The organism is Nocardioides sp. 31GB23, assembly GCF_040012395.1.
GTDB lineage: Bacteria > Actinomycetota > Actinomycetes > Propionibacteriales > Nocardioidaceae > Nocardioides > Nocardioides salarius.
Map to the genome: position 1 here is coordinate 14,977 of NZ_JBDYKJ010000006.1, position 26,487 is coordinate 41,463.

The following is a 26,487-nucleotide window of genomic DNA, read 5'->3' on the forward strand; positions in this document are numbered from 1 at the left end:
GCTCAGAGGCGCAGCACCCGGCCGGCGACCACCAGGTGCACCTCGTCGCAGGCCTCGGCCACCCGCTGGTTGGTGGTGCCGAGCAGGTCGCGGAAGAGCCGGCCCGACCGGTGCGCGGGCACCACGCCCAGGCCCACCTCGTTGGTCACCAGCACCACGTCGTGGGCGCAGTCGCGCAGCGCCACCACGACCGCGGCCAGCCGCGCCTCGAGCAGCACGCCCACCTCGTCGGAGGCCAGGTCCCACGCCCCGTCGGCGTCGAGGAGGGCGGTCACCCAGGTGCCCAGGCAGTCGACGAGCAGCGGTCCGTCGGCCCCCGCCAGCGCGCCGGCCAGGTCGTGGGTCTCGCGCGTGCGCCACGACGCCGGGCGCCGCTCGCGGTGGGCCGCGACGCGCGCCGCCCAGTCGGCGTCGTCGTCCTCGGGCACCGGGCCCGGAGCGACGTAGGTGGCGGGTCCGGTGCCCACGAGCGACTCGGCGTGGCGGGACTTGCCCGAGCGCACGCCGCCGGTGACCAGGACCTTCACGGGAGCCTCCAGTGCTGAGCAGATCGGTGGGGATGGTGCTGGGGGTCGGCCTCGACCGCGTGCTGGCCGACCCCGCACGATGGCACCCCGTCGCCGGCTTCGGCACCCTGGCCGCCCGCCTCGAGCACACGACGTACGCCGACCGGCGCGGCGCGGGCGCGGCCCACGTGCTGGTGCTCGTCGGGGGCTGCGTGGCGCTGGGCGGCGCGGTCGAGCGCGCGACCCGGGGCCGGCCGGTGGCCCACGCCCTGGTCACGGCCGCCGCGACCTGGACGGTGCTCGGCGGCACCAGCCTGGGCCGCGAGGCCGCGGAGGTCGCCCGCCTCCTGGAGACCGGCCGGCTCCCCGAGGCGCGGACGCAGGTGGCGCGGCTGGTGGGCCGCGACACCCGCACGCTGACCCTCGACGAGGTGGCCCGCGCCGCGCTCGAGTCGCTCGCCGAGAACACCTCCGACGCGGTCGTGGCCCCGCTGGTGCTGGGTGCGGTGGCCGGGGTGCCGGGGCTGCTGGGCTACCGCGCGGCCAACACGCTCGACGCCATGGTGGGCCACCGCAGCCCCCGCCACGCCCGCTACGGCTGGGCCGCGGCGCGTCTCGACGACCTGCTGAACCTGCCGGGGGCGCGCCTCACCGCGAGCCTGGCCACGCTGCTGGGCGCCGACCCGGCCGCCAGCCTGCGCGCCTGGCGCCATGACGCCGGCGCGCACCCCAGCCCCAACGCGGGGCCGGTGGAGGCCGCCTTCGCCGGTGCGCTGGGCGTGCGGCTGGGCGGGCGCACCGTCTACGGCCACGGCGCCGAGGCCCGGGTCGAGCTGCGGCCGGTGCTCGGCGAGGGGCGTGCCACGGTGGCTCACGACGTGGCCCGGGGTCGCCGGCTGGCCGACCGGGTGGGGCTGGGGGCGCTCATCGTGCTGGCACCGATCGCAGCCAGGCCAGCGCGCCGGCGACGTCGCTGACGGTGGGCACGCCCGCCGGGGGCGCGGGGCGGCGCACCACGACGGTGGCGACCTCGAGCTCGGCGGCGGCCCGCATCTTGGGCCAGGTCAGCGACCCGCCCGAGTCCTTGGTGACCAGCACGTCGGCCCGGTGCCCGCGCAGCAGGGCCTGCTCCCCCGCCGTCTCGTAGGGGCCCCGGCTGCGCAGCAGCGTCCAGGCGGGTGGCAGCGCCACGTCGGGCTCGTCGACGACCCGGGCCAGCACCGCGTGGTCGGCCAGCGGGCCGGTGAAGGCGGCCAGCTGCTGGCGTCCGACGGTGAGCACGGGTCGGCGCCCGAGCCGAGCGGCCGTGAGCGCGGCCTCGTCGTGGTCGTCGACCCAGTGCCAGCGACCGGTCGGGTCGCTCCAGCCGGGTCGCTGCAGCAGCAGCAGCGGCACGTCGACGCCGGCCGCGTGCGACGAGATGGTGGCGGCGAAGGGGTGCGTGGCGTCGACGACGGCGTCGAGGCCGGCGGCGTACGCGCGCAGCGCCTCGGCGCCCCCGAAGCCGCCGATCCGCACCCGGCCCACCGGCAGCCGTGGGCGCGCCACCCGGCCGGCCAGCGAGGACTCCACGTCGACGCCCGCCTCGACCAGCGCGGCCGCCAGGGCCCGGGCCTCGCCGGTGCCGCCGAGCAGCAGCACCCTCACCGCTGGTCCCCCGGGGCCCTCGGGGCCCCCGGTGGCAGGAACGGCAGCCCGGCCGGGGCGCCGTCGAGCGCGAGCGCCAGCAGGGCGTCGACGTCGAGGTGGGTCTCGACGAGCTCCCCGAGCAGGTCGAGCCGGCGCTCCCTGGCCGCCGGGAAGGAGACCGACGAGGCCACTCCCAGCGCGCGCGCCAGGTAGGCGGCACGGTGGGCGTCGTCCTCGAGGGCGCCGTGCACCATCGTGGCGGTGACCGCACCCGCCTCGCGCTCGCCCTCGAGCCGGCCGTGGTGGATCTCGTAGCCGGCAGGCGCGTGGAGCCGCAGCACCTTGTCGGGGGTGAAGTCGGTGACGGCGTCGAGCAGCCCCAGGCCCTCGACGTCGGCGCCCGCCGGTCCCTCGACGCCCTGCGGGTCGCGGATCCGGCGCCCCAGCATCTGCGCACCGCCGCAGATGCCGAGCAGCGGCCGGCCGGCTCGCGCGTGCGTGCGCAGGGCGGTGTCGAGCCCGCGCTCGCGCAGCCAGGCCAGGTCGGCGAGGGTGGCGCGGGTGCCGGGCAGCACCACCAGGTCGGCGTCCGAGAGCCCCTGCGGGGTGGAGGCGAAGACCACGTCGAGCCCGGGCTCGAGGCCCAGCGCGTCGACGTCGGTGAGGTTGGAGATGCGTGGCAGCCGCACCACGACCACCCGCGCCGCCGTCGCCCCGGCCGCCCCGGCGCCCGCGCGGCGGCCCTCGAGGTCGAGGGCGTCCTCGGAGTCCAGCCACAGGTCGGAGCTGTACGGCAGCACGCCGAAGGTACGCCGCCCCGTCGCCCCGACCAGCTGCTCGAGGCCCGGTCGCAGCAGCCCGAGGTCGCCGCGGAACTTGTTGACCACGAAGCCGGCCACCAGCGCCTGGTCCTCCGGCGCGAGCAGCGCGACGGTGCCGAGGAACGCCGCGAGGACCCCGCCCCGGTCGATGTCGCCGACGACCACCGTGGGCAGGTCGGCGTGCCGCGCGAGGCCCATGTTGACGTAGTCGCCGGCGCGCAGGTTGATCTCGGCGGGGCTGCCGGCCCCCTCGGCGACCACGACGTCGTGGCGCGCGGCCAGGTCGTCGTACGCCGCGTGCGCGGCGCGCGCCAGGTGCGCGCGACCGGTGCTCCACTCGCGCGAGGACACCTCGCCGGCGGGCCGCCCCAGCACCACCACGTGGCTGCGGCGCTCGCCGCCCGGCTTGAGCAGCACCGGGTTCATCGCGGGCTCGGGCTCGACCCGGGCGGCCAGCGCCTGCACCCACTGCGCCCGGCCGATCTCGGCGGTGCCGCCGTCGGGGTGCGCCACGACCATCGAGTTGTTCGACATGTTCTGCGCCTTGTACGGCGCCACCGCCACCCCGCGCGCCGCCAGGGCCCGGCACAGTCCCGTGGTGACCACGCTCTTGCCCGCGTCGGAGGTGGTGCCGGCGACCAGCAGGCCGGCCATCAGGCCTCCGCCCGGGCCGGTGCGTGCGCCAGCGGGAAGGAGCGCAGCAGCCGGCAGCCGCCGGCCTGCCACCACTGCAGGTCGACCCGGTCGACCCGGGCGCGGGCGGGCAGCAGCGGCGCCACGTCGGCGACCACCTGCTCGCGGGTCACCGGCCCGGCGGCACCGCGGGCGCCGACCTGGTCGAGGCTCAGGTGCGGCACCACGTCGGCGTACCTGCCCTCGTAGGGCGGGCACTGCGGGTAGGCCCCGGCCAGCAGCTCGGTGAGCTCGGCGAAGGCGGCGACCGGCTCGGGCCGCAGGTGCACCATCCCCTCGGGGAAGACCGCCGGGTCGTCCAGCTCGGCGTCGAAGGCCGGGACCGCCGACAGCAGCTCCGCCACGCGCTCGAGGTCGCCCTCGGCGGGTGCGGGCAGCCAGGGCCCGAGCACGGTGACGTGGGCGTGCACGAACCCCGGGTCGGTCGAGACCCAGGCCGGGTCGTGGCCGCGGGTCCGCTCACGCACCCAGTCGTCGAGGGCGGGCACCGGCACGGCCAGCACGCTGTGGCCCGGCCACCGCCCGCTCACGGCGCCCGCAGCAGGTAGAGGTCGAGCACCCAGCCGTCGAGGGCACGCGCGCGCTCCCGGGCCGCGGCGACGTCGTCGAGCACGTCGGCGACCCGGCCGGCGACCAGCTGCTCGCCGGGGGCACCCAGGTTGGCTCCCCACCAGATCGACCAGCCGGTGACGTCGGGCTCGGTGCCGAGCAGCTCGAGGCGCCGGGTCAGCACGACGACGACGTTGCGCTCCCCCGCGGCGAGCGCCTCGGGCAGGCGACGGGCCGTGGTGACGTGCAGGGGGGCACCGACCTCGTGCAGCACCAGGCGGTGCCGGGCCGCGAGCAGCTGGAGGCTGCTGATGCCGGGCACCACCTCGACCGCCAGCCGCACCCGGTCCTGCAGCCGGTCGAGCAGCCGCAGCGTCGAGTCGTAGAGGCCGGGGTCGCCCCACACCAGCAGGCCCACGTCGCCGGGGTGCTCGGCCAGCGCGACCTCCCAGGCGTCGGTGCGGGCGGCGTGCCACGTCTCCACCGCCGCCTCGTAGTCGACGTCGTCGTGGCGGGCGCGCGGCGGGTCCTCGAGCACCACCAGCTCGACGTCGTGCCGGGCGCAGATCTCGCGGCGCACCTCGAGCAGCGGGTCGCCGGCCGACTTCACGAAGGCCAGCACGACGTCGACCGAGCCGATCGCGGCCGACGCCTCGGGGGTCACGTGCTGGGGGCCCATCCCGATCCCGACGACCACGACGCGACGGGTCGCCACCGGCCGCACCACCGGGTCGACCACCACCTCAGCCATCGGCGCGGTCCTCCAGGTCGCCCTCCAGGTCGAGGTAGACCGCCTGCATCCGCGCCAGCGTGTCGGCGTCGGGGGCCTGCCACAGCCCGCGGTCGGCCGCCTCGTGCAGCTTCTCCACGATGCCGCGCAGCGCCCACGGGTTGGAGCGGCGCATGAACTGCTGGTTGGTCTCGTCGAGCACGTACTCGCGGGCCAGCGACTCGTACATCCAGTCGTGCACGACCCCGGCGGTGGCGTCGAAGCCGAAGAGGTAGTCGACGGTGGCGGCCAGCTCGAAGGCGCCCTTGTAGCCGTGGCGCTGCATCGCGGTGATCCAGCGCGGGTTGACCACCCGGGCCCGGAAGACCCGGTTGGTCTCCTCCTGCAGGGTGCGGGTGCGCACCGCGTCGGGGCTCGTGGAGTCGCCGACGTAGGCGCGCGGGTCGGAGCCGGTCAGCGCGCGCACGGTGGCGACCATCCCGCCGTGGTACTGGAAGTAGTCGTCGGAGTCGGCGATGTCGTGCTCGCGGGTGTCGATGTTCTTGGCCGCCACCTGGATGCGCCGGTACGCCGTGCGCATGTCGTCGGCGGCCGGGGCACCGTCGAGGTCGCGGCCGTAGGCGAAGCCACCCCAGGCGGTGTAGACCTCGGCCAGGTCGGCGTCGTCGCGCCACGACCCCGACTCGACGACCTGCAGGATGCCGGCGCCGTACGACCCCGGCTTGGAGCCGAAGACACGGGTGGTGGCCCGGCGCCGGTCGCCGTGCTCGGCGAGGTCGGCCTCGACGTGGGCGCGCACGAAGTTCTGCTCGGGCGGCTCGTCGAGGTCGGCGACCAGCCGCACGGCGTCGTCGAGCATGGCCACCACGTGCGGGAAGGCGTCGCGGAAGAACCCGGAGATCCGCACGGTCACGTCGATGCGGGGGCGGCCGAGCTCCTCGAGGGGGACGACCTGCAGCTCGCGCACCCGCCGCGAGGCCTCGTCCCAGAGCGGACGGACGCCCAGCAGCGCGAGCACCTCGGCCACGTCGTCGCCGGAGGTGCGCATCGCACTGGTGCCCCACACCGACAGCCCCACCGACGTGGGGTGGGTGCCGGTGTCGTCGAGGTGGCGCTGCAGCAGCGAGTCGGCCATCGCGACGCCGGTCTGCCAGGCCAGCCTGCTGGGCACCGCACGCGGGTCGACGGTGTAGAAGTTGCGTCCGGTGGGCAGCACGTTGACCAGGCCGCGCAGCGGGGAGCCGGAGGGGCCGGCCGGCACGAAGCCGCCGTCGAGGGCGTGCAGCACCGCGTCGAGCTCGTCGGTCGTGCGCCCCAGCCGGGGCACCACCTGGTCGGCGGCGAAGGCGAGGACGCGCTGCACCTCGGGGTCGTCGTGCAGCCCGGTGACCGCCGCCGGGTCCCAGTGCGCCGCCTCCATGGCGAGCACCAGCTCGCGGGCCTGCTGCTCGGCGGCGTCGACGGCGCCGGTGGCCTCGTGGCCCTCCTTGAGCCCGAGCGCGACCCGCAGGCCGGGCACCGCCGCCGACTCCCCGCCCCACACCTGCGAGGCGCGCAGGATCGCCAGCACCAGGTTGACCCGGGCCTCCCCGTCGGGCGCCTGGCCGAGCACGTGCAGGCCGTCGCGGATCTGGGCGTCCTTGATCTCGCAGAGCCAGCCGTCGACGTGCAGCAGGAAGTCGTCGAACTCGGTGTCGTCCGGCCTGTCGTCGAGCCCGAGGTCGCGGTGCATCTCGGCGGCGTGCATGAGCTGCCAGATCTCGCCGCGCACCGCCGGCAGCTTGGCGGGATCCATCGCCGCGATGTTGGCGTGCTCGTCGAGCAGCTGCTCGAGCCGGGCGATGTCGCCGTAGGTCTCGGCGCGCGCCATCGGCGGGACCAGGTGGTCGACGATGGTGGCGTGCGCGCGCCGCTTGGCCTGCGCGCCCTCCCCCGGGTCGTTGACCAGGAACGGGTAGACCAGCGGCAGGCTGCCGATCGCGGCGTCGGTGGCGCAGGAGGCCGACAGCGCCGCGTTCTTGCCCGGCAGCCACTCCATCGACCCGTGCTTGCCCAGGTGCACGACCGCGTGGGCGCCGAACCCGCCGGACTCCTCGGGCGCCTCGAGCCAGCGGTAGGCGGCCAGGTAGTGGTGGCTGGGGGCCAGGTCGGGGTCGTGGTAGATCGCGACCGGGTTCTCCCCGAAGCCGCGCGGCGGCTGGATCAGCAGCACCACGTTGCCGGCGGTGATGGTGGCCAGCACGATCTCGCCGGCCTCGTTGGTGAACAGGGTGCCCGGCGCGGCGCCCCATGCGTCGACGACCTGCGCGCGCAGGTCGGCGGGCAGGTCGGCGGTCCACGCGGCGTACTGCTCGGCGGTGATCCGCACGTGCGCGTCGCTGAGCTGGGCGTGGGTCAGCCACTCCTCGTCCTGCCCGCCCGCCGCGATCAGGGCGTGGATCAGCGCGTCGCCCGCCTCGGTGTCGTCGTCGAGCTCGAGGCCCGGCACTCGGCCGGGCGCGCCGAGGTCGTAGCCGGCCTCCCGCATCCGGCGCAGCAGCCGGATCGTCGAGACCGGGGTGTCCAGCCCGACGGCGTTGCCGACCCGGGAGTGCTTGGTCGGGTAGGCCGAGAGCATCAGCGCGACCTTGCGCTGCGCGGGCGGCGTACGCCGCAGCCGGGCGTGGTTGACCGCGGTGCGGGCCACCCGGGCGCAGCGCTCGGGGTCGGCGACGTAGCGCGGCAGCCCGTCGGCGTCGACCTCCTTGAAGGAGAACGGCACGGTGATGATGCGCCCGTCGAACTCGGGGATCGCGATCTGGGTGGCCGAGTCGAGGGGGGTGACCCCGTCGTCGCTGTCCTCCCACTCGGCGCGGCTGCTGGTCAGGCACAGGCCCTGGAGCACCGGGATGTCGAGGGCCGCCATCCGCTCCACGTCCCACGCCTCGTCGTGCTCGCCGGCGCTCGCCGAGGCAGGAGTGCTGCCGCCGGCGGCGAGCACGGTGACCACGAGCGCGTCGAGGGTGCCCAGCGCGTCGTAGAGCGCGTCGGGGGCGGCGCGCAGCGAGCCCGCGAAGACCGGGACGCCGACGGCGAGACCGGTCGCGTCGACCGCGTCGGCCAGCGCGTGCGCGAAGGCGGTGTTGCCGCTGGCCTCGTGGGCCCGGTAGTAGAGGACGCCCACCCGCGGCAGGTCGCTGTCGACGTGCGGGCGCGCCCAGCCCCACTGCGGCAGCGCGACCGGCGGCTCGAAGCCCTCGCCGGTCAGCAGCACCGTGTCGGAGAGGAAGGCGTGCAGCTGGGCCAGGTTCGCCGGCCCGCCCTCGGCGAGGTAGCGGTGCGCCTCGGCAGCCACGCCCATCGGCACCGAGGAGAGCTCCATCAGCTCGGCGCTGGGCTGCTGCTCGCCGCCCAGCAACACGGTCGGCATCCCCGTGACAGCGATCCGGGCGAAGCCCGAGCACAGGTCCTGCGGCGAGCCCAGCACGCGCCCGACGACGAGGTCGCAGCCCTCGATCGTCTCGGCCATGGACTGGTGGCCGGGCCGCGCCGGGTTGGCCACGACGTAGTCGACGCCGCTGGCCCGGGCGGAGAGCAGGTCGGTGTCGGAGGTGGAGAGCAGCGCGATGCGCGCGCGTCGGTTCATCGTGTTTCTCCTCGGGGTTCTCGCCCCTGGTCGGCGGAGGTCCCGTGGCCAGTGTCTGGCTACGCCCGCTGCTCTCGCAGCGGGCTCACAGTGGCGGAACCGCCCCGGACTTCGGCATCGCTGCCGGCACCGGGTTCCTGGTCACCACGAGACGTGTGCGGCCACCCTAGTCGCCCCGGGCCCCGCGCCGGCGCGGCAGCCGCTGCTCGGTCAGCGGGCGGTCGTGGAGCAGGTGCTCGCCGACCAGGCGCGCCGCCAGGGCCTCGTCGACGCCGGCGTACCAGACGTCGTCGGGCTGCACCGCCACCACGGGCGCGTGGTTGCAGGGGAACAGGCACCCGGTCTGGGTGACCAGCACCTCGTCGTCGCCCAGGCCCTGCTCGACCAGGGCGCGGGCCAGGGCCGTCGCGGTCGTCTCGGCGCCCCGTGCGGTGCAGCGCGGGCCCCGGCACACCAGCACCTGGTGGCGGTGGCCCGGCAGGTCGTCCCACGCCGCGGAGGTCAGCCCGGCCTCCCGGCCGGTGAGCGGGCGGACGGCGCGGGCCAGCACGGTTGCCAGCTCGCCGTCGTGGCGCAGCAGGTCGGCGGCCACGGTGATGTCCGGGGCCTCGGGATGCTGCACCGGCTGCTGCCCCTCCTGCTCGCGCCGCCAGTGCGCGGCGACGCGGCGCAGCCAGGACGCGCCGGGACCGGTGGCGCCCAGGCGCACCCCGACGAGCACCACGCGCTCGGCGCCGAGGTCGGCCAGGCGGGTCAGCTCGCGTGCGAGCGACGGATCGCCGACCTGCAGGAAGGCCACGGTCGCGGCGCGGTCGCCGGCCAGGTCGGCGACCCGCCGGGGCTGGGCGGCCTCGTGCGCCGACATGCCCACCAGCACCAGCCGCTCGCGGTCGTCACCGGCCGCCGGGCTCACCGGGTCGCCTCCCTCACCGGGCGGGCCGCGAGCACGCCGTTCCAGCGCACGTGCGGTGCCGTGCGCCGTGGGTGCGTCTCGACGTCGACGTCGACGCCGTAGACGTCGGCGACCAGGGCGGGGGTGAGCACGCGAGCCACCGGGCCGGCCGCGGCCACCCGGCCCTCGCGCAGCACGACGACGTCGTCGCAGTAGGCCGCCGCCATCTCGAGGTCGTGCAGCGCGGCCAGGGTGGTCAGTCCGCGCTCGCGCACCCGCTCGAGGAAGTCGAGCTGGTGACGCAGGTCGAGATGGTTGGTCGGCTCGTCGAGCAGCAGCACGGCGGGCTCCTGGGCCAGGGCACGGGCCAGCTGGGTGCGCTGCCGCTCCCCGCCCGAGAGGCGGTCCCAGCCGCGGTCGGCGAGGTGGTCGACGCTGACCAGGCGCATCGCCTGCTCCACCGCCCGGGCGTCCTGGCCGTCCAGGGACCCGGCGCCCCAGCGCGAGCGGTGCGGCGTCCGCCCGAGCGCGACGACCTGCTGCACGCTCAGCGCCAGGGTGGTCTCCGCGTGCTGCTCGACGAGCGCGAGGCGCCGGGCCCGCAGCCGGGCGGGCATCCGGTGCACGTCGGCGCCGTCGAGGTGCACCGCGCCGGCACCGGGCCGTCGCAGCCCCGCGACGACGTGCAGCAGCGACGTCTTCCCCGACCCGTTGGGCCCCAGCAGGCCGGTGACCCGGCCCGGGCGGCAGACCAGGTCGACACCGGCGAGGACCGGCTGCGCGCGACCCGCCACCCGCAGCCCGACGTCGCCCGCCTCGAGCACCGCGGGGCTCACGACGCCACCCGCCCGCGACGCAGCAGGTGGGCGAAGAACGGCGCCCCCACCAGTGCGGTCACGACGCCGATCGGGATCTCCTGGCCCTGCACCAGCGAGCGGGCCAGTGTGTCGGCCCAGACCAGCAGCACGGCGCCCAGCAGCGCCGCGAGCGGGAGCAGCAGCCGGTGCTGGGGGCCGGTCAGGAAGCGCACCACGTGGGGGACGACCAGCCCCACGAAGCCGATCGCGCCCGAGAAGGCGACCAGGCAGGCGGTGACCAGGGCGGTGAGCACCATCAGCACCCAGCGCAGCCGCTCGACCTCGATGCCCAGCGAGCGTGCCGACGCCTCGCCGAAGGCCAGGGCGTCGAGCTGGCCCGCCATGGCCACGAACGCCACCGTCGAGAGCACCGCCACCGCCGCCACGGCCAGGGCGCTGCCCCAGCGCAGCCCGGCCACCGACCCGAGGGTCCAGGTCAGCACCCGCCGTGCGGCGTCGGCGTCACCGGCCAGGATCACCACCATCGAGGTGTAGGCGCCGCACACCTGGGCCGTGGCGACCCCCGCCAGGACCGTGCGCCCCGGCGAGAGGCTGCCGCCGCGACCGGCCGCCAGCACCAGCACCAGCACCAGCGCGCCCAGCGCGCCGGCGAAGCCGGCCGCGGCGACGGCGGTCGAGCCGGCCAGCCCGGCGACCGAGACGCCGAGCACGATCACCGTGACCGCACCGACCGCCGCCCCGCTGGAGATCCCGAGCAGGTAGGGGTCGGCCAGGTCGTTGCGGGTCAGCGCCTGCAGCACCGCGCCGCAGCAGGCCAGCGCCGCCCCCACTGCCGCCGCGCCCAGCACCCGCGGCATCCGCAGCTGCCACACGATCTGGTCGTCCAGCAGCCGCACGTCGAGGCCCGGGGCGCCCAGCCGTCGCGCCACCACGTCGACGACGGTCGACAGCGGCACCGGGACCGCCCCGATGCCCAGCGCCGCGGCCATGCTCGCCACCAGGACGGCGGCCGCGAGCAGCAGCACGAGCGTCGTGGGGAGGGCCGGCCGGCCCCGCCTCACGAGGCGTCCAGGCCCGCCAGCTGCTGCGCCACCGACACCGCGCCGTCGACCAGGCGCACACCCGCGGTGGACTCCGAGAACGCGACGGTGACGAAGCGCTGCTCGCGCACGGCCCGCAGCCCGCCGAGCACCGGGTCGGCCTCGAGGTAGGCGACCTTCTCGGCGGCGCTCGACCACGAGGCGTCGGCCAGCACGACCACGTCGGGATCGGCCTCGACGACCTTCTCCCAGCTCGCCTCGACCCAGCTGCCGGGCTGGTCGGCGAAGACGTTGGTCGCCCCCACCGCGTCGAGCACCAGCTGGGGGCCGCCGGCGCCCGCACCGACGTACGGCGTCTTGTCGCCGGAGTCGTACCAGAGCACGGCGAGGCCGGCGCCGGCCCGCTCGGCCTCGAGCGCGGCCAGCTGCTGCTCCTGCTCGGCGCGCAGCCGCGCGGCGCGCGCCGGCACCCCGAACGCCGCCGCGACGGCGTCGACCTCCTCCCACACCGCCGCGAAGGACGCGTCGGGGCGCTGGTCGGCGTCGTCGCAGCCGAAGGGCGAGAGGTAGGCGTGGGTGCCCGAGCTCTCGAGCTCGGCCCGGCTGCCGGCGGCGCCCGCGTCGAAGGCGCTGGCGTAGGCGCCGTAGACCAGGTCGGGCTCGACCGCGAGGAGCTCCTCGCGCGTGGGGTACTCCGGCGACAGCACCCGCACACCGGCGTAGGCCGCCGCCCAGCGCCGGGGCACCCGGTCGTCGAGGTAGGCGGTGCCGACGAGCCGGTCCTCGACGCCCAGCGCGAGGGCGACCTCGGTGGCGCCCTGGTTCATCGTCACGGCGCGCTCGGCGGGGCGCTCGAGCGTGCTGGTGTGGCCGCAGCTGCTGATCTCGACCGGGAAGCCGGCGGCCTCGGCGGTGCTCGCGCCGGCCCGCGGCTCGGGCGCGCCGGCGCAGCCGGAGGCCACCAGGACGAGCGCGAGCGCCGCCGGGGCCGCCAGGGGCCGCAGGGATCGCGGGCCGCGCCGGGGGTGGGTGGACGTGGACCGGTAGGGCCTCATGGTTTCTCCTCGGGGTTCTCGCCCCTTGCTCGACGGAGGTCCCGTGGCCAGTGTCTGGCTACGCCCGCGGTGCTGCTGCGGGCTCACAGTGGCGGAACCGCCCCGGACTTGCGCCGGGTTCCTGGTCACCACGAGACGTGTGTGCCGCAGCGTAGCCCCGGCGCGCCTAGGCTCGCAGCGGCAGGTCCGACCGCTGGTCACCCTGCCGCCCGTCCCCCCACGAGTCCCATGAGGAGAGAGTCTTGATCTTCATCACCGCCCGCTTCCGCGTCCGGCCCGAGCACGCCGACGCCTGGCCCGAGATCTCGCGCGAGTTCACCGAGTCGACCCGCGCCGAGCCGGGCTGCCTGTGGTTCGACTGGGCGCGGGCGCTCGACGACAGCGACGAGTACTTCCTCACCGAGGCCTTCGCCGACGGTGACGCCGGTGCGGCCCACGTGCAGTCCGAGCACTTCCAGAAGGCGACGCGCGAGCTGCCGGCCTACCTCGTCGAGACGCCGCGCATCGTCAGCACCGAGGTCGAGGGCACCGGCTGGTCCGAGCTCGGCGAGATGCGCGTCGACTGACGGCGCGACGACCCGCGTGAGCACCCCCTTCGACCGGCTCGGCCCCGACCTGGTCACCACCGACCCCGAGGTCGTCGCGTCCTTCGCGCGCGACGAGGCGGCCCTCGGGGTGCAGGGCGGGGCGGGCGGGGCCGGGCCGCTCGCCGTGGTCAGCCCCCGCAGCACCGCCGACGTGGCGGCCGTCCTCGCGATCGCCCACGAGCACCGGGTGCCGGTGGTGGTGCGCGGCGCCGGCAGCGGCCTGTCCGGCGCCGCGGCCGCGCCCGACGGATCAGTGGTGCTCTCCACCCGGCGACTGGCGCGGGTGCTCGAGGTCGACCCGGTCGAGCGGCTGGCCGTGGTGCAGCCCGGGGTGGTCACCGCCGACCTCCGCGCGGCCGCCGCCGAGGCCGGCCTCTTCTACCCGCCCGATCCCGGCAGCGTCGCGTTCTCGACCGTCGGCGGCAACGTCGCGACGAACGCCGGCGGCATGTGCTGCGTGAAGTACGGCGTCACCGGCGACTTCGTGCTCGGCCTCGAGGTGGTGCTGGCCGACGGCACCGTGGCCCGCACCGGGCGGCGTACGGCCAAGGGCGTGGCCGGCTACGACCTCACCGCGCTGGTGGTCGGCTCCGAGGGCACCCTGGGCGTGATCACCGAGATCACCGTGCGGCTGCTGCCGGCGCCGGGCCCGGCCCGCACGCTGGTCGCGACGTTCCCCTCGCTGGGCGCGGCCGGCGCCGCGGTGGCCGCCGTGACCCGGGCCGGGCTCGACCTGTCGATGCTCGAGGTCATGGACCGCACCACCCTCGACGCGGTCGACCGGCTCACCGGGATGGGCCTGGGCGCCGACGGCACCCCGGCGGCGATGCTGCTGGCGCAGGGCGACGGCGGGTCCGCGGCCGCCGTGCTCGAGGCGATGGCGGTGCTCTGCGGCGACGCCGGCGCCGACGACGTCGTGGTCGCCGACGACGCGGTCGAGGGCGAGGCCCTGCTCGAGGCGCGCCGCCAGGCGCTGCCGGCGCTCGAGCGGCTCGGCGACTGGATCCTCGACGACGTGTGCGTGCCCCGCGGACGGGTCGTCGACCTGCTCGAGGGGATCGAGCGGGTCGCCGCCGCCCAGGCGCTGACCATCGGGGTCTTCGGGCACGCCGGCGACGGCAACATGCACCCGACGATCGTCCACGACGCCGCCGACCCGGCCTCGGTGGCGGCCGCGGCCCGCGCGTTCGACGCGATCACCTCGCTGGCCCTCGACCTCGGCGGCACCATCACCGGCGAGCACGGCGTGGGCCGGCTCAAGCGCGACTGGCTGGCCCGCGAGCTCGACCCCGGGGCGATGGCGATGTCGCGGGCGGTCAAGGCGGCGCTGGACCCGCGAGGCATCCTCAACCCCGGGTGCGTCCTGGAGCCCTGAGGGCCTCCCAGCGCCGGCGCCAGTCACGGGCGAGGTCCCCGCCCTCCACGCTCTCGCGCTCGCAGGACACCAGCCGGTCGCGGGTGTCGGCGAGGCACTCGTCGCGCCCCGCACCGCCGTGCAGCAGGTCCCTGCTCTCGTCGACGCCCCACAGCTGGTCCCGCCCGCCGCGGCCGCGCACCTCGTCACGCCCGGGGCCGGGCACCAGGAGGTTGGGGCCACCGTCACCGACGAGCAGGTCGTCGTGGGTCGTCCCCACCGCCCCCTCGACAGCCCGGATGCGCACCACGCGCTTGCGCACCCAGCGGTCCAGGACGCGGGCGCGCCCCGCCCCGAGGTCGACCCGCACCCGGGCCCGCGACCCCGTGGCGACCAGCGCGTCCTGTCCGGCGCCGCCGTGCACGAGGCGGGTGAAGGCCGAGAAGCCCAGCAGGTCGTCGCCGCCACCGCCGCGCACGACGTCGTCACCGCGGCTGCGGCCCACCACGTCGTCGCCCGGACCGGCCAGGATCCTCTCGGTGACCGGGGTGGTGGTGATCACGTCGTCGCCCGCGCCGGCCCGCACCACGCGGGGGCCGCCCAGGCTGACGTCGTCGTGGGCGGTGAGCGTGACCTCCTCCACCCCCGTCACCTCCACACCGCCGGGGAAGCGGTCGGGCGGGTCGTGCACGGCGACCTGCACCCCCTCGGACATGGCCGACAGGTCGACCCTGTCGTAGCCCTTGCCGCCCAGCGCGTAGGCCGCCTCCTGGGACACCGTGACCAGGTCGTCGCCGCCACGTCTCTTGGCGCCTCCCCGCACGAGGTGGAACACGTCGTCGTGGCTGGAGCCGGTGAACCCGCGCGGCGCACCGTGGTCGCCGAAGCCGACCAACCGGTCGCGGCCCCAGCCCGTCACCACCCCGGCCGCCTGGTCGACGACGACGCCGCGCGGCGCGCCCGCGTAGTCGACGCGCCCGCCGCCGGCCAGCACGTCGTCGCCGCCCCGGGGCGCCAAGATCCCCCCGAAGTGGGTGCTGAGGCGGTTCGGTCCGTCGTCGCCGACCAGGGTGCCGCCGTCCCACGCCGTCAGGTCCTCGATGCCGCTGAGCCGGTCGTGGCCGGAGTCGCCCCGGGCCAGCCCGGTGCGCAGGTCGGCCGCGACCCGCCGCCAGCTGCCCCTGCTCTCCAGGTCGCGGTGCGCGAACGTCGCTACGTCTCGCCCCGGTCCACCGCGCAGCTCGTCGTCACCGAGGCTGCCGTCGATCTCGTCGTCCCCGCCGCCACCGACCAGCACCTCGTCGCCCCGCGAGCCGAGCACCAGGTCGTCGAAGTCGGTGCCGCGCAGCTCCTCGATCCCGTAGACCTCCGTGTCACCGTGCCCGCGCACCAGCCACCGGTCGAGGTGGGCCCGCACCGGCGCGGGGTCGTCGGCGTGGTCCAGCCGGTCCTGACCGGGTCCGGCCAGGACGAGGTCGCGACCCGCGCTGGCACGCACGTGGTCGTCGCCGGCGCCCGCGCAGATCACGTCGTCCCCCGGAGTGCCGGCCAGGTCGTCGTCGCCGTCGGTGCCGGTGATCGTGCAGCGCGGGTCCGGCTGCCAGTCCACGATCTCGTACGAACCAGTGAGCAGCGGACCGGGCTCGCTGCGTCCCGTGTCGACCTCGACCACCCGCCGGCCCCCGTAGGTCCGCACCAGCACCCGCTCGCCGCTGGGGGCCCACACGAGGGAACCGGGCGGCCCGGGCACGGGCCGGGGCTCGGCGGCCGGGCCGCCGGCGGAGTCGAGGTCGACCACCAGCAGCTCGTCCTGCGTGGAGAGCAGCAGCCGTTCCCCCGTCGGGGACCAGGCGAGGTCCTGCGGTGCCTCGTCGAGCTCAGCCAACACCGTGGTCGCGCCAGTCGCGCGGTCCACGGCCACCACCTCGAAGCCCCACCTCGGGGTCGCGTCCGCACCTCGCGAGTAGGAGCGCAGGACACCCAGGCGCGAGCCGTCGGGCGAGGAGGTCAGGCCCCCGGTCCCTCCCACGAACGAGTGCACCAGGCGGGCGACGCCGGAGTCGACGGCGACCTCCCACAGCTCGCTGCCCGCGCCGGTGCGCACCAGCACCGCCGCGTGCTGGGACCCGGCCCAGACCATCTCGTCGACGAAGCGGTCGGGCACCCGCACCGGCCGGCGCTCACCGGTCACGACGTCCACCGCCATCGCGTCCTGGTCTCCGGGGGCCGCGTGGTCGAGCGCCAGCACCCGTCGGCGGTCAGGGGACCAGTCCACGGCCTCCAGCGAGGTGTAGGCGAGGTCGGCGGGGTCGGCGGCGTAGAGCGGGGTGCGCGCGTCGTCGGAGTCCGTGGCCCGCGCCTGGACGGTGCCGCCCGACCACGACCCGGCGAGCAGGGTCCCGCCCTCCGACTCCCAGCTGTACGCCGCGTCGGCGGCCCGGGCAGGGGGCGCCGTCGACGGCCCGACCGGCAGCGGCACGACCAGTGTGAGGGCCACTGCCAGGGCCGCCAGCAGCCCCGGCACGACCAGCCGGCGGGCCACGCCGAGCGGGACGGGGGACGCGACCCTGCGCGGGGCGGGACGGGGACGAGGACGCACGGCAGCTCCAGAGGTCGAGGACCGTCAGGTTAAGGGAGCGCCACGACGACGAAGACCCCCGGCTCAGCGCTCTCGCGCTGTGCCGGGGGTCTGTCCTCGTTGTGGAGCTGAGGGGACTCGAACCCCTGACCCTCTGCATGCCATGCAGATGCGCTACCAGCTGCGCCACAGCCCCAGTCCGTCTGCCTCCCCGTTGCCGGTGAGCGACCTGCGGAACATTAGCCGACGGCTCCGACGATGTGAAATCCGGGGTCAGGAGACGGTGCGGTTGTACGCCTCGAGGCGCAGCCGACCGTCGCCCGCGTGCTCGCGGAAGACCACCCAGCCGCAGTTGACCAGCCCCTGGAGGCTGGCGAACTGCGTCTCGGGCCAGCCCAGGAGGGCGCCGGTGGCGACCCGGATGGCGGCGCCGTGGGAGACCGCCAGCGCGGTCCCGCCCTCGGGCGTCGCGCGCAGCAGCTCGCCGAGCGCCTCGCTCATCCGCAGGCCGACCTCGGCGGCCTTCTCGGCGCCCGGCACCACGTCGTACTCGCCGGCCCGGAACGCCGCGAACTCCTCGGCGTCGAGCGTGCGGTAGTCCTCGTGGGTGAGACCCTGGCGCTCGCCGAGGTGGAACTCGCGCAGCCGGGCGTCGTACGCCGCCCACGCGGGCTCGCGGCCCAGCTCGCGCAGCACCGGGGCGACGGTGGCCCGGGCCCGGGCCAGGTCGGAGCACCACACGACGTCGGGACGCAGCGCGGCCACGACCGGCGCGGTGCGCGCGGCCTGCTCGCGCCCGGTGTCGTCGAGGTCGACGTCGAGCTGGCCCTGGATCCGCTTCTCGCGGTTGGAGGCGGTCTGGCCGTGCCGGAGCAGGACCAGGGTGCGGCTCACGCCGGGTCGCGCGGAGCGCTGGGGCCCGTGGCGTCGGCCGGCAGGGCGATCACCGGGCAGTCGCGCCAGAGCCGCTCGAGGGCGTAGAACTCGCGCTCCTCCTCGTGCTGGACGTGCACGACGATCTCGCCGTAGTCGATGAGGACCCAGCGCCCGTCGCGCTCGCCCTCGCGGCGGATCGGCTTGGCGCCGACCTCGCGCAGCTTGTCCTCGACCTCGTCGACGATCGCCTTGACCTGGCGGTCGTTGGAGGCGGAGACGAGGAGGAAGGCGTCGGTGATGGCCAGCTGCTCGCTCACGTCGTAGGCGAGGAGGTCCTGGCCGAGCTTGTCGCCGGCTGCGCGCGCGGCGGCGTGCACCAGCTCGATGGCGTGGTCGGTGGCGGTCATGTGGCTCCGGTGTCGGTGGATGGTGTCTCGGTGGCGGGGTAGAGCTCGTGCTTGGCGATGTACTGCACGACGCCGTCGGGCACGAGGTACCACACCGGCTCCCCGCGCTGGGTCCGCGCACGGCAGTCGGTCGAGGAGATCGCCAGCGCAGGGATCTCCACCATCGTGACACGGTCGGCGGGGATCGCCCGCAACGTCTCCTCGTCCATCTCGTACCCGGGACGGGTGCAGCCCACGAACTGGGCCAGGTCGAAGAGCTCGTCGGCGTCGCGCCAGGTGAAGATCTCGGCGAGCGCGTCGGCGCCGGTGATGAAGTAGAGGTCGGCCTCGGGCAGCCGCTCGCGCAGGTCGCGCAGGGTGTCGATGGTGTAGGTGCGACCGCTGCGGTCGATGTCGACGCGGCTGACGTTGAAGCGCGGGTTGGCCGCGGTCGCGATCACCGTCATCAGGTAGCGGTGCTCGGCGGTGGTGACCTCGCGGTCGGCCTTCTGCCAGGGGTCGCCGGTGGGCACGAAGACGACCTCGTCGAGGTCGAACCACGCCTGGACCTCCGAGGCCGCCACGAGGTGCCCGTGGTGGATGGGGTCGAAGGTGCCGCCCATGACGCCGACCCGGCGCCGACGCGTCATGAGCCGAGGCTCAGCTGTGCTCGCGGCCGTTGCCGAAGCCCAGCAGCGCAGCCAGCAGGCCGAGCATGATCACCAGGACCAGCAGGCCGATGCCGTAGGACAGCACGTGGCTGACCTCGTGCTCGGCCTCGGAGGCCAGGACGACGGTGCTCTGCAGGATCTGGGCAGCGGTCATGGCGCAAGACTACCGCCGGGCCGGCACCCGGCCGGCACCGCCTCAGCGCACGTGGCCGTCGCCGGTGACGACGTACTTGGTCGAGGTCATCTCGGGCAGCCCCATCGGCCCCCGCGCGTGCAGCTTCTGGGTGCTGATCCCGATCTCGGCACCGAAGCCGAGCTCGCCGCCGTCGGTGAAGCGGGTGCTGGCGTTGACCAGCACCGCCGCGGAGTCGACCGCGGCCACGAAGCGGCGCGCGGCCGACTGGTCCTCGGTGAGGATCGCCTCGCTGTGGGCGCTGGAGTGGCGGCGCACGTGGTCGATGGCCGCGTCGATCGAGCCGACGACGCCCACCGCCAGGTCGAGCGTGAGGTACTCGGTGTCCCAGTCGTCGTCGGTGGCCGGCACCACGCCCGGCAGCGCCGCGGTGGTGGGGTCCCCGTGGACGGTGACCCCGGCATCCTGCAGCGCGGCCACGACCCGGGGCAGGAAGGTGTCGGCGAGGTCGGCGTGCACCAGCAGCGTCTCGGCGGCGTTGCACACGCTGGGGCGGTGGGTCTTGGCGTTGAGCACCACGGCCAGGGCCTTGTCGAGGTCGGCGGCCCGGTCGACGTAGACGTGGCAGTTGCCGACCCCGGTCTCGATCACCGGCACCGTCGACCCCTCGACGACGCTGCGGATCAGCCCCGCTCCCCCGCGCGGGATCAGCACGTCGACGCGGCCCCGGGCGCGCATCAGCGTGGTCACGCTCTCGCGCGAGTCGGCCGGCACCAGCTGCACCACGTCGGGGTCGAGGCCGGCCCCGGCCGCCGCGTCGCGCAGCACCTCGACGATCGCCGCGTTGCTCGCCGCGGCGCTCGAGGAGCCGCGCAGCAGCACGGCGTTGCCCGACTTCAGGCAGATGCCGGCGGCGTCGGCGGTGACGTTGGGCCTGGCCTCGTAGACCATCGCCACCACCCCGAACGGCACCCGCACCTGGCGCATCTCCAGCCCGTTGGCCAGGGTGCCGCCGCGCACCACCTCCCCCACCGGGTCGGGCAGGCCCGCGACGTCGCGCAGCCCCTGGGCCATCGCCTCGAGCCGCTCGGTGCTCAGCCGCAGCCGGTCGACGATGCCCTCGGGCGTGCCGTCCTGCTCGGCGCGGCGCACGTCGTCGGCGTTGGCCTCGAGCACCTGCCCGGCCCGCTCGAGCAGCGCGTCGGCCATGGCGTGCAGCGCGGCGTCCTTGGTGGCGCGGGTGGCCTGCGCGAGGCCGTGGCTGGCCGCGCGGGCGCGGTCGGCCAGGAGGAGCACGGGGTCGGTGCTGGCGTCGGTGCTGGCGTCGGTCATGGCGCGATCGTAGACGTGGCGGGGTGGCCCGCCGGGCGCCCTCCTAGGCTGCGGACATGCGCATCGTGCTGCTCGGCGACAGCCACCTCGACCGGGTCCGCCGCGACCTGCACCGCCTGGCTCCGGAGCCCGGCGACGAGGTGGTCAACGCCGCCGTCGGCGGCTCCTTCGCCTTCGAGCTGCTGGGCCAGGCCCACGGCGTGCACCTGCGGCCCGAGGACGCCGTGGTCGTCTCCGTCGGCACCAACGACGCCGCGCCGTGGAAGGCCGTGCCGCCCTACGACTTCGAGGCCAACCTGCGCGAGCTGCTCGACCACCTCGTCGAGCTGGGCACGCCGCGCCTGGGCCGCCTGGTCTACCTCACCCCGCCCGGGGTCGACGAGGCGCGGCTCGGCGGGCCCGGCGACCGCACCGGCGCCGTCGTGGCGTCGTACGCCGCCATCGGCGCCCGGCTCGCCACCGAGGCGGGTGGCCGCGTCGTCGACGCCCTGGGCCTGCTCGCCCCGCTCGGCGCGGCGGCGTACCTCGACGACGGCGTGCACCTGACCGGCGCCGCCTACGACCTCCTGCTCCCCGCCCTCGCCGACGCCCTGCGCTGACGCTCCTCCACGGGCGGGGCCCCGGCGGGACGTCATACGGGCGGGACGTCCGTCGCTGCGGAAGGTATGACGTCGTGCGGCCGGAGACGCCGAAGGGCCCCGACCACGTCGTGGTCGGGGCCCTCGGTGAGGTGAGCCGGGGCTCAGCCCTTGCGCTGGTTGATCTTCTCGGTGGCGGCGGGCAGGACCTCCTTGAGGTCACCCACGACGCCGAAGTCCACGAGCTCGAAGATCGGGGCCTCCTCGTCCTTGTTGACCGCCACGATCGTCTTCGAGGTCTGCATGCCGGCGCGGTGCTGGATCGCACCGGAGATGCCGTTGGCCACGTAGAGCTGCGGGGAGACGGTCTTGCCGGTCTGGCCGACCTGGAAGGAGTGCGGCATCCAGCCCGAGTCGACCGCGGCGCGCGAGGCGCCCACGGCGGCGCCCAGCGCGTCGGCCAGGCCCTCGATCGGGGCGAAGTCGCCGCCGGTGCCACGGCCGCCGGAGACCACGATCGCGGCCTCGGTCAGCTCGGGGCGACCCGAGGCCTTGCGCGGCTGGGCGGCCACGATCTGGGCCTTCTTGGCCGAGTCGGAGATCGTCGCCGCGAACTCCTCGACGGTGCCGGCACCGGCCTCCTCCACCGGGGAGGTGGAGTTGGGCTTGACCGTGATGATCGGGGTGCCGTGGGTGACCTTGGCCTTGACGGTGAAGTTGCCGGCGAAGACCGACTGGGTGGTCACGCCACCCTCCTCGACGTCGACGGCGTCGGTGATCAGGCCCGAGCCGGTCTTGATCGCCAGGCGGGCCGCCACCTCCTTGCCCTCGTAGCCGGAGACCAGCAGCACCGCGGCGGGGCTGCTCTTCTCCACCAGCTGGGCCAGCGCCTCGGCCTTGGGGGCCACCAGGTAGCCCTTGATCTCGGCGTCGTCGACCACGTAGATCTTCTCGGCGCCGAAGGACTTCAGCTTCTCGGCCGCGGCCGCGGCCACGTCGGAGCCGCCGAAGACGACCGCGGCGGGCTCGCCGAGCCGCTTGGCCAGGGCGAGGAGCTCGAAGGTGGGCTTGCGGATCGCGCCGTCGACGTGGTCGACGACAACCAGGACTTCAGACATGTCGGTCGCTCCTCAGATGAACTTCTTGGAGGCGAGGAAGCCGGTGAGCGCCTCGGCGCCCGAGCCGTCCTCGTCGGTGACGATCTCGCCGGCGGTGCGCGGCGGGCGGGCGGCGGTCTCCTCGACCTGCGACCACGCCACGGACAGGCCGACCTGGTCGGCCTCGACGCCGATGTCGGACAGCGCCCAGGTCTCCATCGGCTTCTTCTTGGCCGCCATGATCCCCTTGAAGGAGGGGTAGCGGGCCTCGCCGGTCTGGTCGGTGACCGAGAGCACCAGCGGCATGCTGGCGCCGATCACCTCGGTGGCGGTGTCGGAGTCGCGCTTGATGCGCACCTGGTCGCCCTGCGACTCGATGACCGAGGCGAAGGTGACCTGGGGCAGGTCGAGGCGCTCGGCGAGCATGGCCGGGATGACCGAGCCGGAGGCGTCGGTCGAGGCCATGCCGCACATGACGAGGTCGACCGGCTTCTCGGCGCCGGCCTTCTCGATGGCCTTGGCCAGCACCAGCGAGGTGGCGACGTAGTCGGAGCCGGCGATGGCCTCGTCGGAGACGTGGATGCCCTTGTCGGCACCCATCTGCAGCGCCTTGCGCACGGCGTCGACAGCCTTCTCGGGGCCCACGCACAGCGCGGTCACCTCGGTGTCGTCGCCGGCCTTCTCCTTGAGCTGCAGCGCCTGCTCGACGGCGTACTCGTCGAGCTCGGACAGCAGGCCGTCGACGCCCACGCGGTCGACGGTGTTGTCCGACTCGAACTGGCGGTCGGCGGTGGCATCGGGCACGTACTTCACACAGACAACAATGTTCATGGGATCTGGCCCGGTCAGGGCCCCTCCTGTGCACTCGGTGGTCTCGGCGAGGTTACCCGTGAGTTGCAGTGCGGCGGTACACCGTCCGCGGTTGGGTATCTCACATGCATGACAGCGGTGCTGTCACGGTCGTACGGGGTGGAACGGGGTGGTCAGGGCTTGATGACGCGCTCGAGGAGCCGGCCCACCACGAGGTAGGCGACCGCGCCGAGGCCCCAGTTGAACAGGGCGTTCTTGGTCTCGGCGTTGGATCCGTCGAACTCGCGGATGCCGTTCTCGCGGGAGAAGACCCCCAGGTCGACGCCGTCGGCGAGGTCGAGGACGGCGGAGACCAGGGCGTTGTCACGGTTGGCGTCGATCGCGATCAGGAGCGCGCCGACGGCCAGCACCAGCGCCAGCAGCACGAAGACGGTCCAGACCAGCGTGCCGACCCGCGAGCGCAGCGCGGCCACGCTCATCGACGAGCCGCCCCGCTTCGCCGGCGCCGCGGCCGCGGCGCTCTCCTTGCCGGCGCCCTTCTCGGTGCTCTCGTCGGAGCCCTTCTCGGTGCGCTTGCCCAGCCTGCCCAGTGCCACGTGCGTCTCCTTCGAAGGGGGGAGCGACGAGCCGGCTCAGCTACCCGTGAACTGAGCCTTGCCCGGTCCGTTCTCGACGAAGGATGACATACCGATGGTCCGGTCCTCGGTGGCGAACAACGAGGCGAACTGCATCCGCTCGATCTCCAGGCCCGTGTCGAGGTCGACCTCGAGGCCCCGGTCGATGCTCTCCTTGGCCGCGCGCACGGCGTACGTCGCCGCCCCGGCGAACTGGCGCGCCCAGGCGGTGGCCTCCTCCAGCACGCTCTCGTCGGGCACCACCTTGTCGACCAGCCCGATCGCCAGCGCCTCGTCGGCCTTCACGAAGCGACCGGTGAAGATGATGTCCTTGGCCTTGCTCGGGCCCACCAGCCGTGAGAGCCGCTGGGTGCCGCCGGCGCCGGGGATGATGCCCAGCAGCACCTCGGGCTGGCCCATCACGGTGCGCTCCCCCGCGACCCGGATGTCGGCGGCCAGCGCGAGCTCGCAGCCGCCGCCCAGCGCGTAGCCGTTGACCGCGGCGACGACCGGCTTGGGGATGCGCGCCACGGCGGTGACGGCGGCCTGCAACGGGCCGGAGCGCTTGATCATGTCGGTGTGCGACATCTCGGCCATCTCCTTGACGTCGTTGCCGGCGGCGAAGACCCGCTCGCCACCGGTCAGCACGACGGCCTTGACGTCGTCGCGCTCGGTGACCTCGGCGGCGACCGCGACCAGCTCCTCCTGGACCTGGATGGAGATGGCGTTCATCTTCGGGCGGTCCAGGCGGATGGTGGCGACCCCGTCGGCCACCTCGAGACGCACGAACTCGGCTTGATCGGCCACGGGCACAACCTCTCTGGTCGGTAAAGATCGACGGCGTGCGCAGGGCGCACCCGGGCATCGTGCCACTGGCGCGCACCGGCCTGGGAGACTGGTGCGTGTGACTCCTTCGACGTGGACCCACCTCGGCCAGACCGCACAGGTCTGGCCCGGGCGCAACTGGCCCCTGGGGGCCACCTGGTCGGCGGAGTCGACGAACTTCGCCGTCTACGCCCCGGCGGCCACCGAGGTGTGGCTGTGCCTGTTCGAGGAGGGCCCCGACGGCGGCGAGCTCGAGGTGCGCCACCAGCTGACCGAGCAGTCGCTGGGCATCTGGCACGGCGCGCTGCCCGGGGTGCGCCCCGGCACGCCGTACGGCTATCGCGTCGACGGGCCGTGGGACCCCGCCGAGGGGCTGCGCTTCAACCCCGCCAAGCTGCTGCTGGACCCCTACGCGCTGGCCGCGACCGGTGACCTGGTGCCCGGTCAGGCCGCGTTCGCGCACGTGTGGGGGCGCACCGACGTGCGCGACGACCACGACTCGGCCGGGCACGTGCCGCGCGGCGTGGTCGTCGACCCGGCCTTCTCCGACTCCCCCGAGGGCCCCTTCGACTGGGAGGGCGACACCCCGATGCGCCGCCGCTGGCGCGACACGGTGATCTACGAGGCGCACGTCAAGGGCCTCACCGCCCTGCACGACCGGGTGCCCGAGCACCTGCGCGGCACGTACGCCGGGCTCGCCCACCCGGCGGTGACCGACTACCTGCGCGACCTCGGGGTGACGGCCGTCGAGCTGCTGCCGGTGCACCAGTTCGTCTCCGAGCCGTCGCTGACCGAGCGCGGCACCACCAACTACTGGGGCTACAACTCGATCGGCTACTTCGCCCCGCACGCGGCGTACTCGAGCTCGGGCGAGCGCGGCCAGCAGGTGCGCGAGTTCAAGGAGATGGTGCGCGCGCTGCACCGCGCCGGGCTCGAGGTGATCCTCGACGTCGTCTACAACCACACCGCCGAGGCGGGCCCGCTCGGCCCGACGCTGAGCTTCCGCGGCCTCGACGACCGCGGCTTCTACAAGCGCGTGGCCCCGACGCTCGACCCGCTCACCGGCGAGAGCGCCTTCGACGACACCTACTGGGACGTCACGGGCTGCGGCAACACCGTCGACTCCAACAACCCGCTGGCGCTGCGGCTGATCCTCGACTCGCTGCGCTACTGGGTCACCGAGATGCACGTCGACGGCTTCCGCTTCGACCTGATGTCGGCGCTGACCCGCACCGGCTACGACGTCGACATGAACTCCGACCTGCTGGTGGCCATCGGCCAGGACCCGGTGCTGCGCCACGTCAAGCTGATCGCCGAGCCGTGGGACGCCTCGATGGACGGCTACCTGGTGGGCGGCATGCCCCCGCCGTGGGTGGAGTGGAACGACCAGTACCGCGACGAGATCCGCGACTTCTGGCGCAACCACAACCAGGGCACGCATGCGGTGGCGACCCGGCTGGCCGGCTCCTCCGACCTGTACGCCGACGACGGCCGCTCGGCGTACGCCTCGATCAACTTCGTCACCGCCCACGACGGCTTCACGCTGCGCGACCTGGTCAGCTACGAGCACAAGCACAACGAGGCCAACGGCGAGCGCAACCGCGACGGCACCGACAACAACCGCTCGTGGAACCACGGCGTCGAGGGCGAGACCGACGACCCGGCGATGCTGGCGGTGCGCCGGCGCCAGGCCGCCAACATCATGGCCACGCTGTGCCTGTCGAACGGCGTGCCGATGATCACCGCCGGCGACGAGCGGGGCCGCACCCAGCGCGGCAACAACAACGCCTACTGCCAGGACAACGAGATCTCGTACGTCGACTGGCGCCCCGACGACGCGTGGCTCGACGTCTACGAGGTGACGCGCGCGGCCCTCGCCCTGCGCCGCGAGCACCCCGCCCTGCGCCAGCGGCACTGGTTCGAGGGCCGACCCACCATCCGCGGTGGGCCCAAGGACCTCGCGTGGCTGCACCCGAGCGGGCGCGAGATGTCACCGGAGGACTGGCACGACCCCGAGCTGCGCACCGTCGGCATGTTCGTCTCCGGCCAGCCGCTGCGCGCCCCCGGGCCGCGCGGCGAGCAGCAGGTCGACGCGTCGTTCATGATCTGGTTCGGCTCGGGCTGGCTGCCCCAGCGGGTCTCGCTGCCCGAGAACGACTGGGTCCAGCGCGGCGAGGTCGTGCTCTCCACCGACCCCCGCCTCGCGGTGGGCACCGTGGTCGAGGCCGGTGGCGAGCTCACCGTGGGCCGGCGCAGCGTCGTGGTGCTCTGCAGCACCACGACCTGAG

At 75.0% G+C, this 26,487-nt stretch carries 25 protein-coding genes, 1 tRNA gene and 2 riboswitches; of the genes, 5 read left to right on the forward strand and 21 right to left on the reverse strand.

The features are described 5' to 3' along the window. Positions 1 to 2 precede the first annotated feature (2 nt). Positions 3 to 527, reverse strand: coding sequence for a bifunctional adenosylcobinamide kinase/adenosylcobinamide-phosphate guanylyltransferase (locus tag ABKW28_RS02945; RefSeq protein WP_348606231.1), 525 nt, complete (start codon positions 525 to 527; stop codon positions 3 to 5). 11 nt (positions 528 to 538) lie between these two features. Between ABKW28_RS02945 and ABKW28_RS02950 the strand changes: the two genes are divergently transcribed. Further along, on the forward strand, positions 539 to 1,483 hold the full coding sequence (locus tag ABKW28_RS02950) for a cobalamin biosynthesis protein (protein ID WP_348606233.1): 945 nt from the start codon (positions 539 to 541) through the stop codon (positions 1,481 to 1,483). Here the strand turns inward: ABKW28_RS02950 and ABKW28_RS02955 are convergent. The 9 genes from ABKW28_RS02955 to ABKW28_RS02995 all read right to left on the reverse strand — a co-directional run bounded on the left by ABKW28_RS02955 (position 1,431) and on the right by ABKW28_RS02995 (position 12,358). Next, a complete protein-coding gene (locus tag ABKW28_RS02955; RefSeq protein WP_348606235.1) occupies positions 1,431 to 2,153 on the reverse strand; it encodes a cobalt-precorrin-6A reductase in 723 nt (240 codons plus the stop codon). The two genes, ABKW28_RS02950 and ABKW28_RS02955, sit on opposite strands and share 53 nt — an antisense overlap. Continuing rightward, positions 2,150 to 3,610 (reverse strand): cobyric acid synthase, encoded by a 1,461-nt coding sequence (locus ABKW28_RS02960; RefSeq protein WP_348606237.1) that lies wholly within the window; start codon positions 3,608 to 3,610, stop codon positions 2,150 to 2,152. Before ABKW28_RS02960 ends, ABKW28_RS02955 begins: the two co-directional genes overlap by 4 nt. Next, the gene (locus ABKW28_RS02965; RefSeq protein ID WP_348606241.1) at positions 3,610 to 4,143 is read right to left on the reverse strand and encodes a 2'-5' RNA ligase family protein; all 534 of its coding nucleotides are present in this window, start codon (positions 4,141 to 4,143) and stop codon (positions 3,610 to 3,612) included. Before ABKW28_RS02965 ends, ABKW28_RS02960 begins: the two co-directional genes overlap by 1 nt. A gap of 32 nt (positions 4,144 to 4,175) precedes the next feature. Further along, a complete protein-coding gene (gene cobF / locus ABKW28_RS02970) occupies positions 4,176 to 4,949 on the reverse strand; it encodes a precorrin-6A synthase (deacetylating) (protein ID WP_348606243.1) in 774 nt (257 codons plus the stop codon). Continuing rightward, positions 4,942 to 8,553, reverse strand: coding sequence for a cobaltochelatase subunit CobN (cobN, locus tag ABKW28_RS02975; protein WP_348606245.1), 3,612 nt, complete (start codon positions 8,551 to 8,553; stop codon positions 4,942 to 4,944). Before cobN ends, cobF begins: the two co-directional genes overlap by 8 nt. 44 nt (positions 8,554 to 8,597) lie before the next feature. After that, a riboswitch (cobalamin riboswitch) is annotated at positions 8,598 to 8,718 on the reverse strand. Between the two features lies 1 nt (position 8,719). Continuing rightward, positions 8,720 to 9,466, reverse strand: coding sequence for a (2Fe-2S) ferredoxin domain-containing protein (locus ABKW28_RS02980; RefSeq protein ID WP_348606247.1), 747 nt, complete (start codon positions 9,464 to 9,466; stop codon positions 8,720 to 8,722). Beyond that, the gene (locus ABKW28_RS02985) at positions 9,463 to 10,281 is read right to left on the reverse strand and encodes an ABC transporter ATP-binding protein (RefSeq protein ID WP_348606249.1); all 819 of its coding nucleotides are present in this window, start codon (positions 10,279 to 10,281) and stop codon (positions 9,463 to 9,465) included. Before ABKW28_RS02985 ends, ABKW28_RS02980 begins: the two co-directional genes overlap by 4 nt. After that, on the reverse strand, positions 10,278 to 11,252 hold the full coding sequence (locus ABKW28_RS02990) for an iron chelate uptake ABC transporter family permease subunit (protein ID WP_348606335.1): 975 nt from the start codon (positions 11,250 to 11,252) through the stop codon (positions 10,278 to 10,280). Before ABKW28_RS02990 ends, ABKW28_RS02985 begins: the two co-directional genes overlap by 4 nt. A 68-nt stretch (positions 11,253 to 11,320) precedes the next feature. Further along, positions 11,321 to 12,358 (reverse strand): ABC transporter substrate-binding protein, encoded by a 1,038-nt coding sequence (locus ABKW28_RS02995; RefSeq protein ID WP_348606251.1) that lies wholly within the window; start codon positions 12,356 to 12,358, stop codon positions 11,321 to 11,323. A gap of 27 nt (positions 12,359 to 12,385) precedes the next feature. Then, positions 12,386 to 12,506: riboswitch (cobalamin riboswitch) on the reverse strand. A gap of 94 nt (positions 12,507 to 12,600) precedes the next feature. Between ABKW28_RS02995 and ABKW28_RS03000 the strand changes: the two genes are divergently transcribed. Next, positions 12,601 to 12,924 carry a putative quinol monooxygenase gene (locus ABKW28_RS03000; RefSeq protein WP_193667445.1) on the forward strand — a complete coding sequence of 108 codons (324 nt, stop codon included), beginning with the start codon at positions 12,601 to 12,603 and terminating at the stop codon, positions 12,922 to 12,924. A 16-nt stretch (positions 12,925 to 12,940) separates the two neighbouring features. Continuing rightward, the gene (locus ABKW28_RS03005) at positions 12,941 to 14,320 is read left to right on the forward strand and encodes an FAD-linked oxidase C-terminal domain-containing protein (protein WP_348606253.1); all 1,380 of its coding nucleotides are present in this window, start codon (positions 12,941 to 12,943) and stop codon (positions 14,318 to 14,320) included. On the opposite strand, the gene ABKW28_RS03010 is transcribed toward ABKW28_RS03005, so the two are convergent. From ABKW28_RS03010 to ABKW28_RS03040, 7 genes are all read right to left on the reverse strand, one after another. Further along, complete coding sequence (locus ABKW28_RS03010) at positions 14,292 to 16,898, reverse strand: hypothetical protein (protein ID WP_348606255.1); 2,607 nt, start codon at positions 16,896 to 16,898, stop codon at positions 14,292 to 14,294. The genes ABKW28_RS03005 and ABKW28_RS03010 overlap by 29 nt on opposite strands. A gap of 102 nt (positions 16,899 to 17,000) precedes the next feature. Then, a tRNA-Ala gene (locus ABKW28_RS03015) sits at positions 17,001 to 17,073 on the reverse strand. A gap of 77 nt (positions 17,074 to 17,150) precedes the next feature. Further along, the gene (locus ABKW28_RS03020) at positions 17,151 to 17,771 is read right to left on the reverse strand and encodes a histidine phosphatase family protein (protein WP_348606257.1); all 621 of its coding nucleotides are present in this window, start codon (positions 17,769 to 17,771) and stop codon (positions 17,151 to 17,153) included. Next, on the reverse strand, positions 17,768 to 18,160 hold the full coding sequence (gene rsfS, locus ABKW28_RS03025; protein WP_193667449.1) for a ribosome silencing factor: 393 nt from the start codon (positions 18,158 to 18,160) through the stop codon (positions 17,768 to 17,770). The genes ABKW28_RS03020 and rsfS overlap by 4 nt, the downstream gene beginning before the upstream one ends. Next, positions 18,157 to 18,789: a nicotinate-nucleotide adenylyltransferase gene (gene nadD, locus ABKW28_RS03030; protein ID WP_193667450.1), complete on the reverse strand. Its 633-nt coding sequence runs from the start codon at positions 18,787 to 18,789 to the stop codon at positions 18,157 to 18,159. The genes rsfS and nadD overlap by 4 nt, the downstream gene beginning before the upstream one ends. A gap of 10 nt (positions 18,790 to 18,799) precedes the next feature. Next, positions 18,800 to 18,964, reverse strand: a complete 165-nt coding sequence (locus ABKW28_RS03035; RefSeq protein ID WP_348606259.1) for a hypothetical protein — start codon at positions 18,962 to 18,964, stop codon at positions 18,800 to 18,802. 42 nt (positions 18,965 to 19,006) lie between these two features. Next, on the reverse strand, positions 19,007 to 20,275 hold the full coding sequence (locus ABKW28_RS03040) for a glutamate-5-semialdehyde dehydrogenase (protein WP_348606260.1): 1,269 nt from the start codon (positions 20,273 to 20,275) through the stop codon (positions 19,007 to 19,009). Positions 20,276 to 20,331: 56 nt separating this feature from the next. Here ABKW28_RS03040 and ABKW28_RS03045 point away from each other — a divergent pair, with 56 nt between their 5' ends. After that, a complete protein-coding gene (locus tag ABKW28_RS03045; RefSeq protein ID WP_348606262.1) occupies positions 20,332 to 20,874 on the forward strand; it encodes an SGNH/GDSL hydrolase family protein in 543 nt (180 codons plus the stop codon). 143 nt (positions 20,875 to 21,017) lie between these two features. Here ABKW28_RS03045 and ABKW28_RS03050 read toward each other — a convergent pair whose 3' ends face one another. From ABKW28_RS03050 to ABKW28_RS03065, 4 genes are all read right to left on the reverse strand, one after another. Next, positions 21,018 to 21,971, reverse strand: a complete 954-nt coding sequence (locus ABKW28_RS03050; RefSeq protein ID WP_348606264.1) for an electron transfer flavoprotein subunit alpha/FixB family protein — start codon at positions 21,969 to 21,971, stop codon at positions 21,018 to 21,020. Between the two features lie 12 nt (positions 21,972 to 21,983). After that, complete coding sequence (locus ABKW28_RS03055; RefSeq protein ID WP_193667455.1) at positions 21,984 to 22,781, reverse strand: electron transfer flavoprotein subunit beta/FixA family protein; 798 nt, start codon at positions 22,779 to 22,781, stop codon at positions 21,984 to 21,986. A gap of 152 nt (positions 22,782 to 22,933) precedes the next feature. Then, positions 22,934 to 23,356 (reverse strand): hypothetical protein, encoded by a 423-nt coding sequence (locus tag ABKW28_RS03060; RefSeq protein WP_307823094.1) that lies wholly within the window; start codon positions 23,354 to 23,356, stop codon positions 22,934 to 22,936. 36 nt (positions 23,357 to 23,392) lie between these two features. Further along, on the reverse strand, positions 23,393 to 24,181 hold the full coding sequence (locus tag ABKW28_RS03065) for an enoyl-CoA hydratase-related protein (RefSeq protein WP_348606266.1): 789 nt from the start codon (positions 24,179 to 24,181) through the stop codon (positions 23,393 to 23,395). 97 nt (positions 24,182 to 24,278) lie between these two features. Between ABKW28_RS03065 and glgX the strand changes: the two genes are divergently transcribed. Beyond that, complete coding sequence (gene glgX / locus ABKW28_RS03070) at positions 24,279 to 26,486, forward strand: glycogen debranching protein GlgX (RefSeq protein WP_348606268.1); 2,208 nt, start codon at positions 24,279 to 24,281, stop codon at positions 26,484 to 26,486. The last annotated feature ends 1 nt before the right edge of the window (position 26,487 follow it).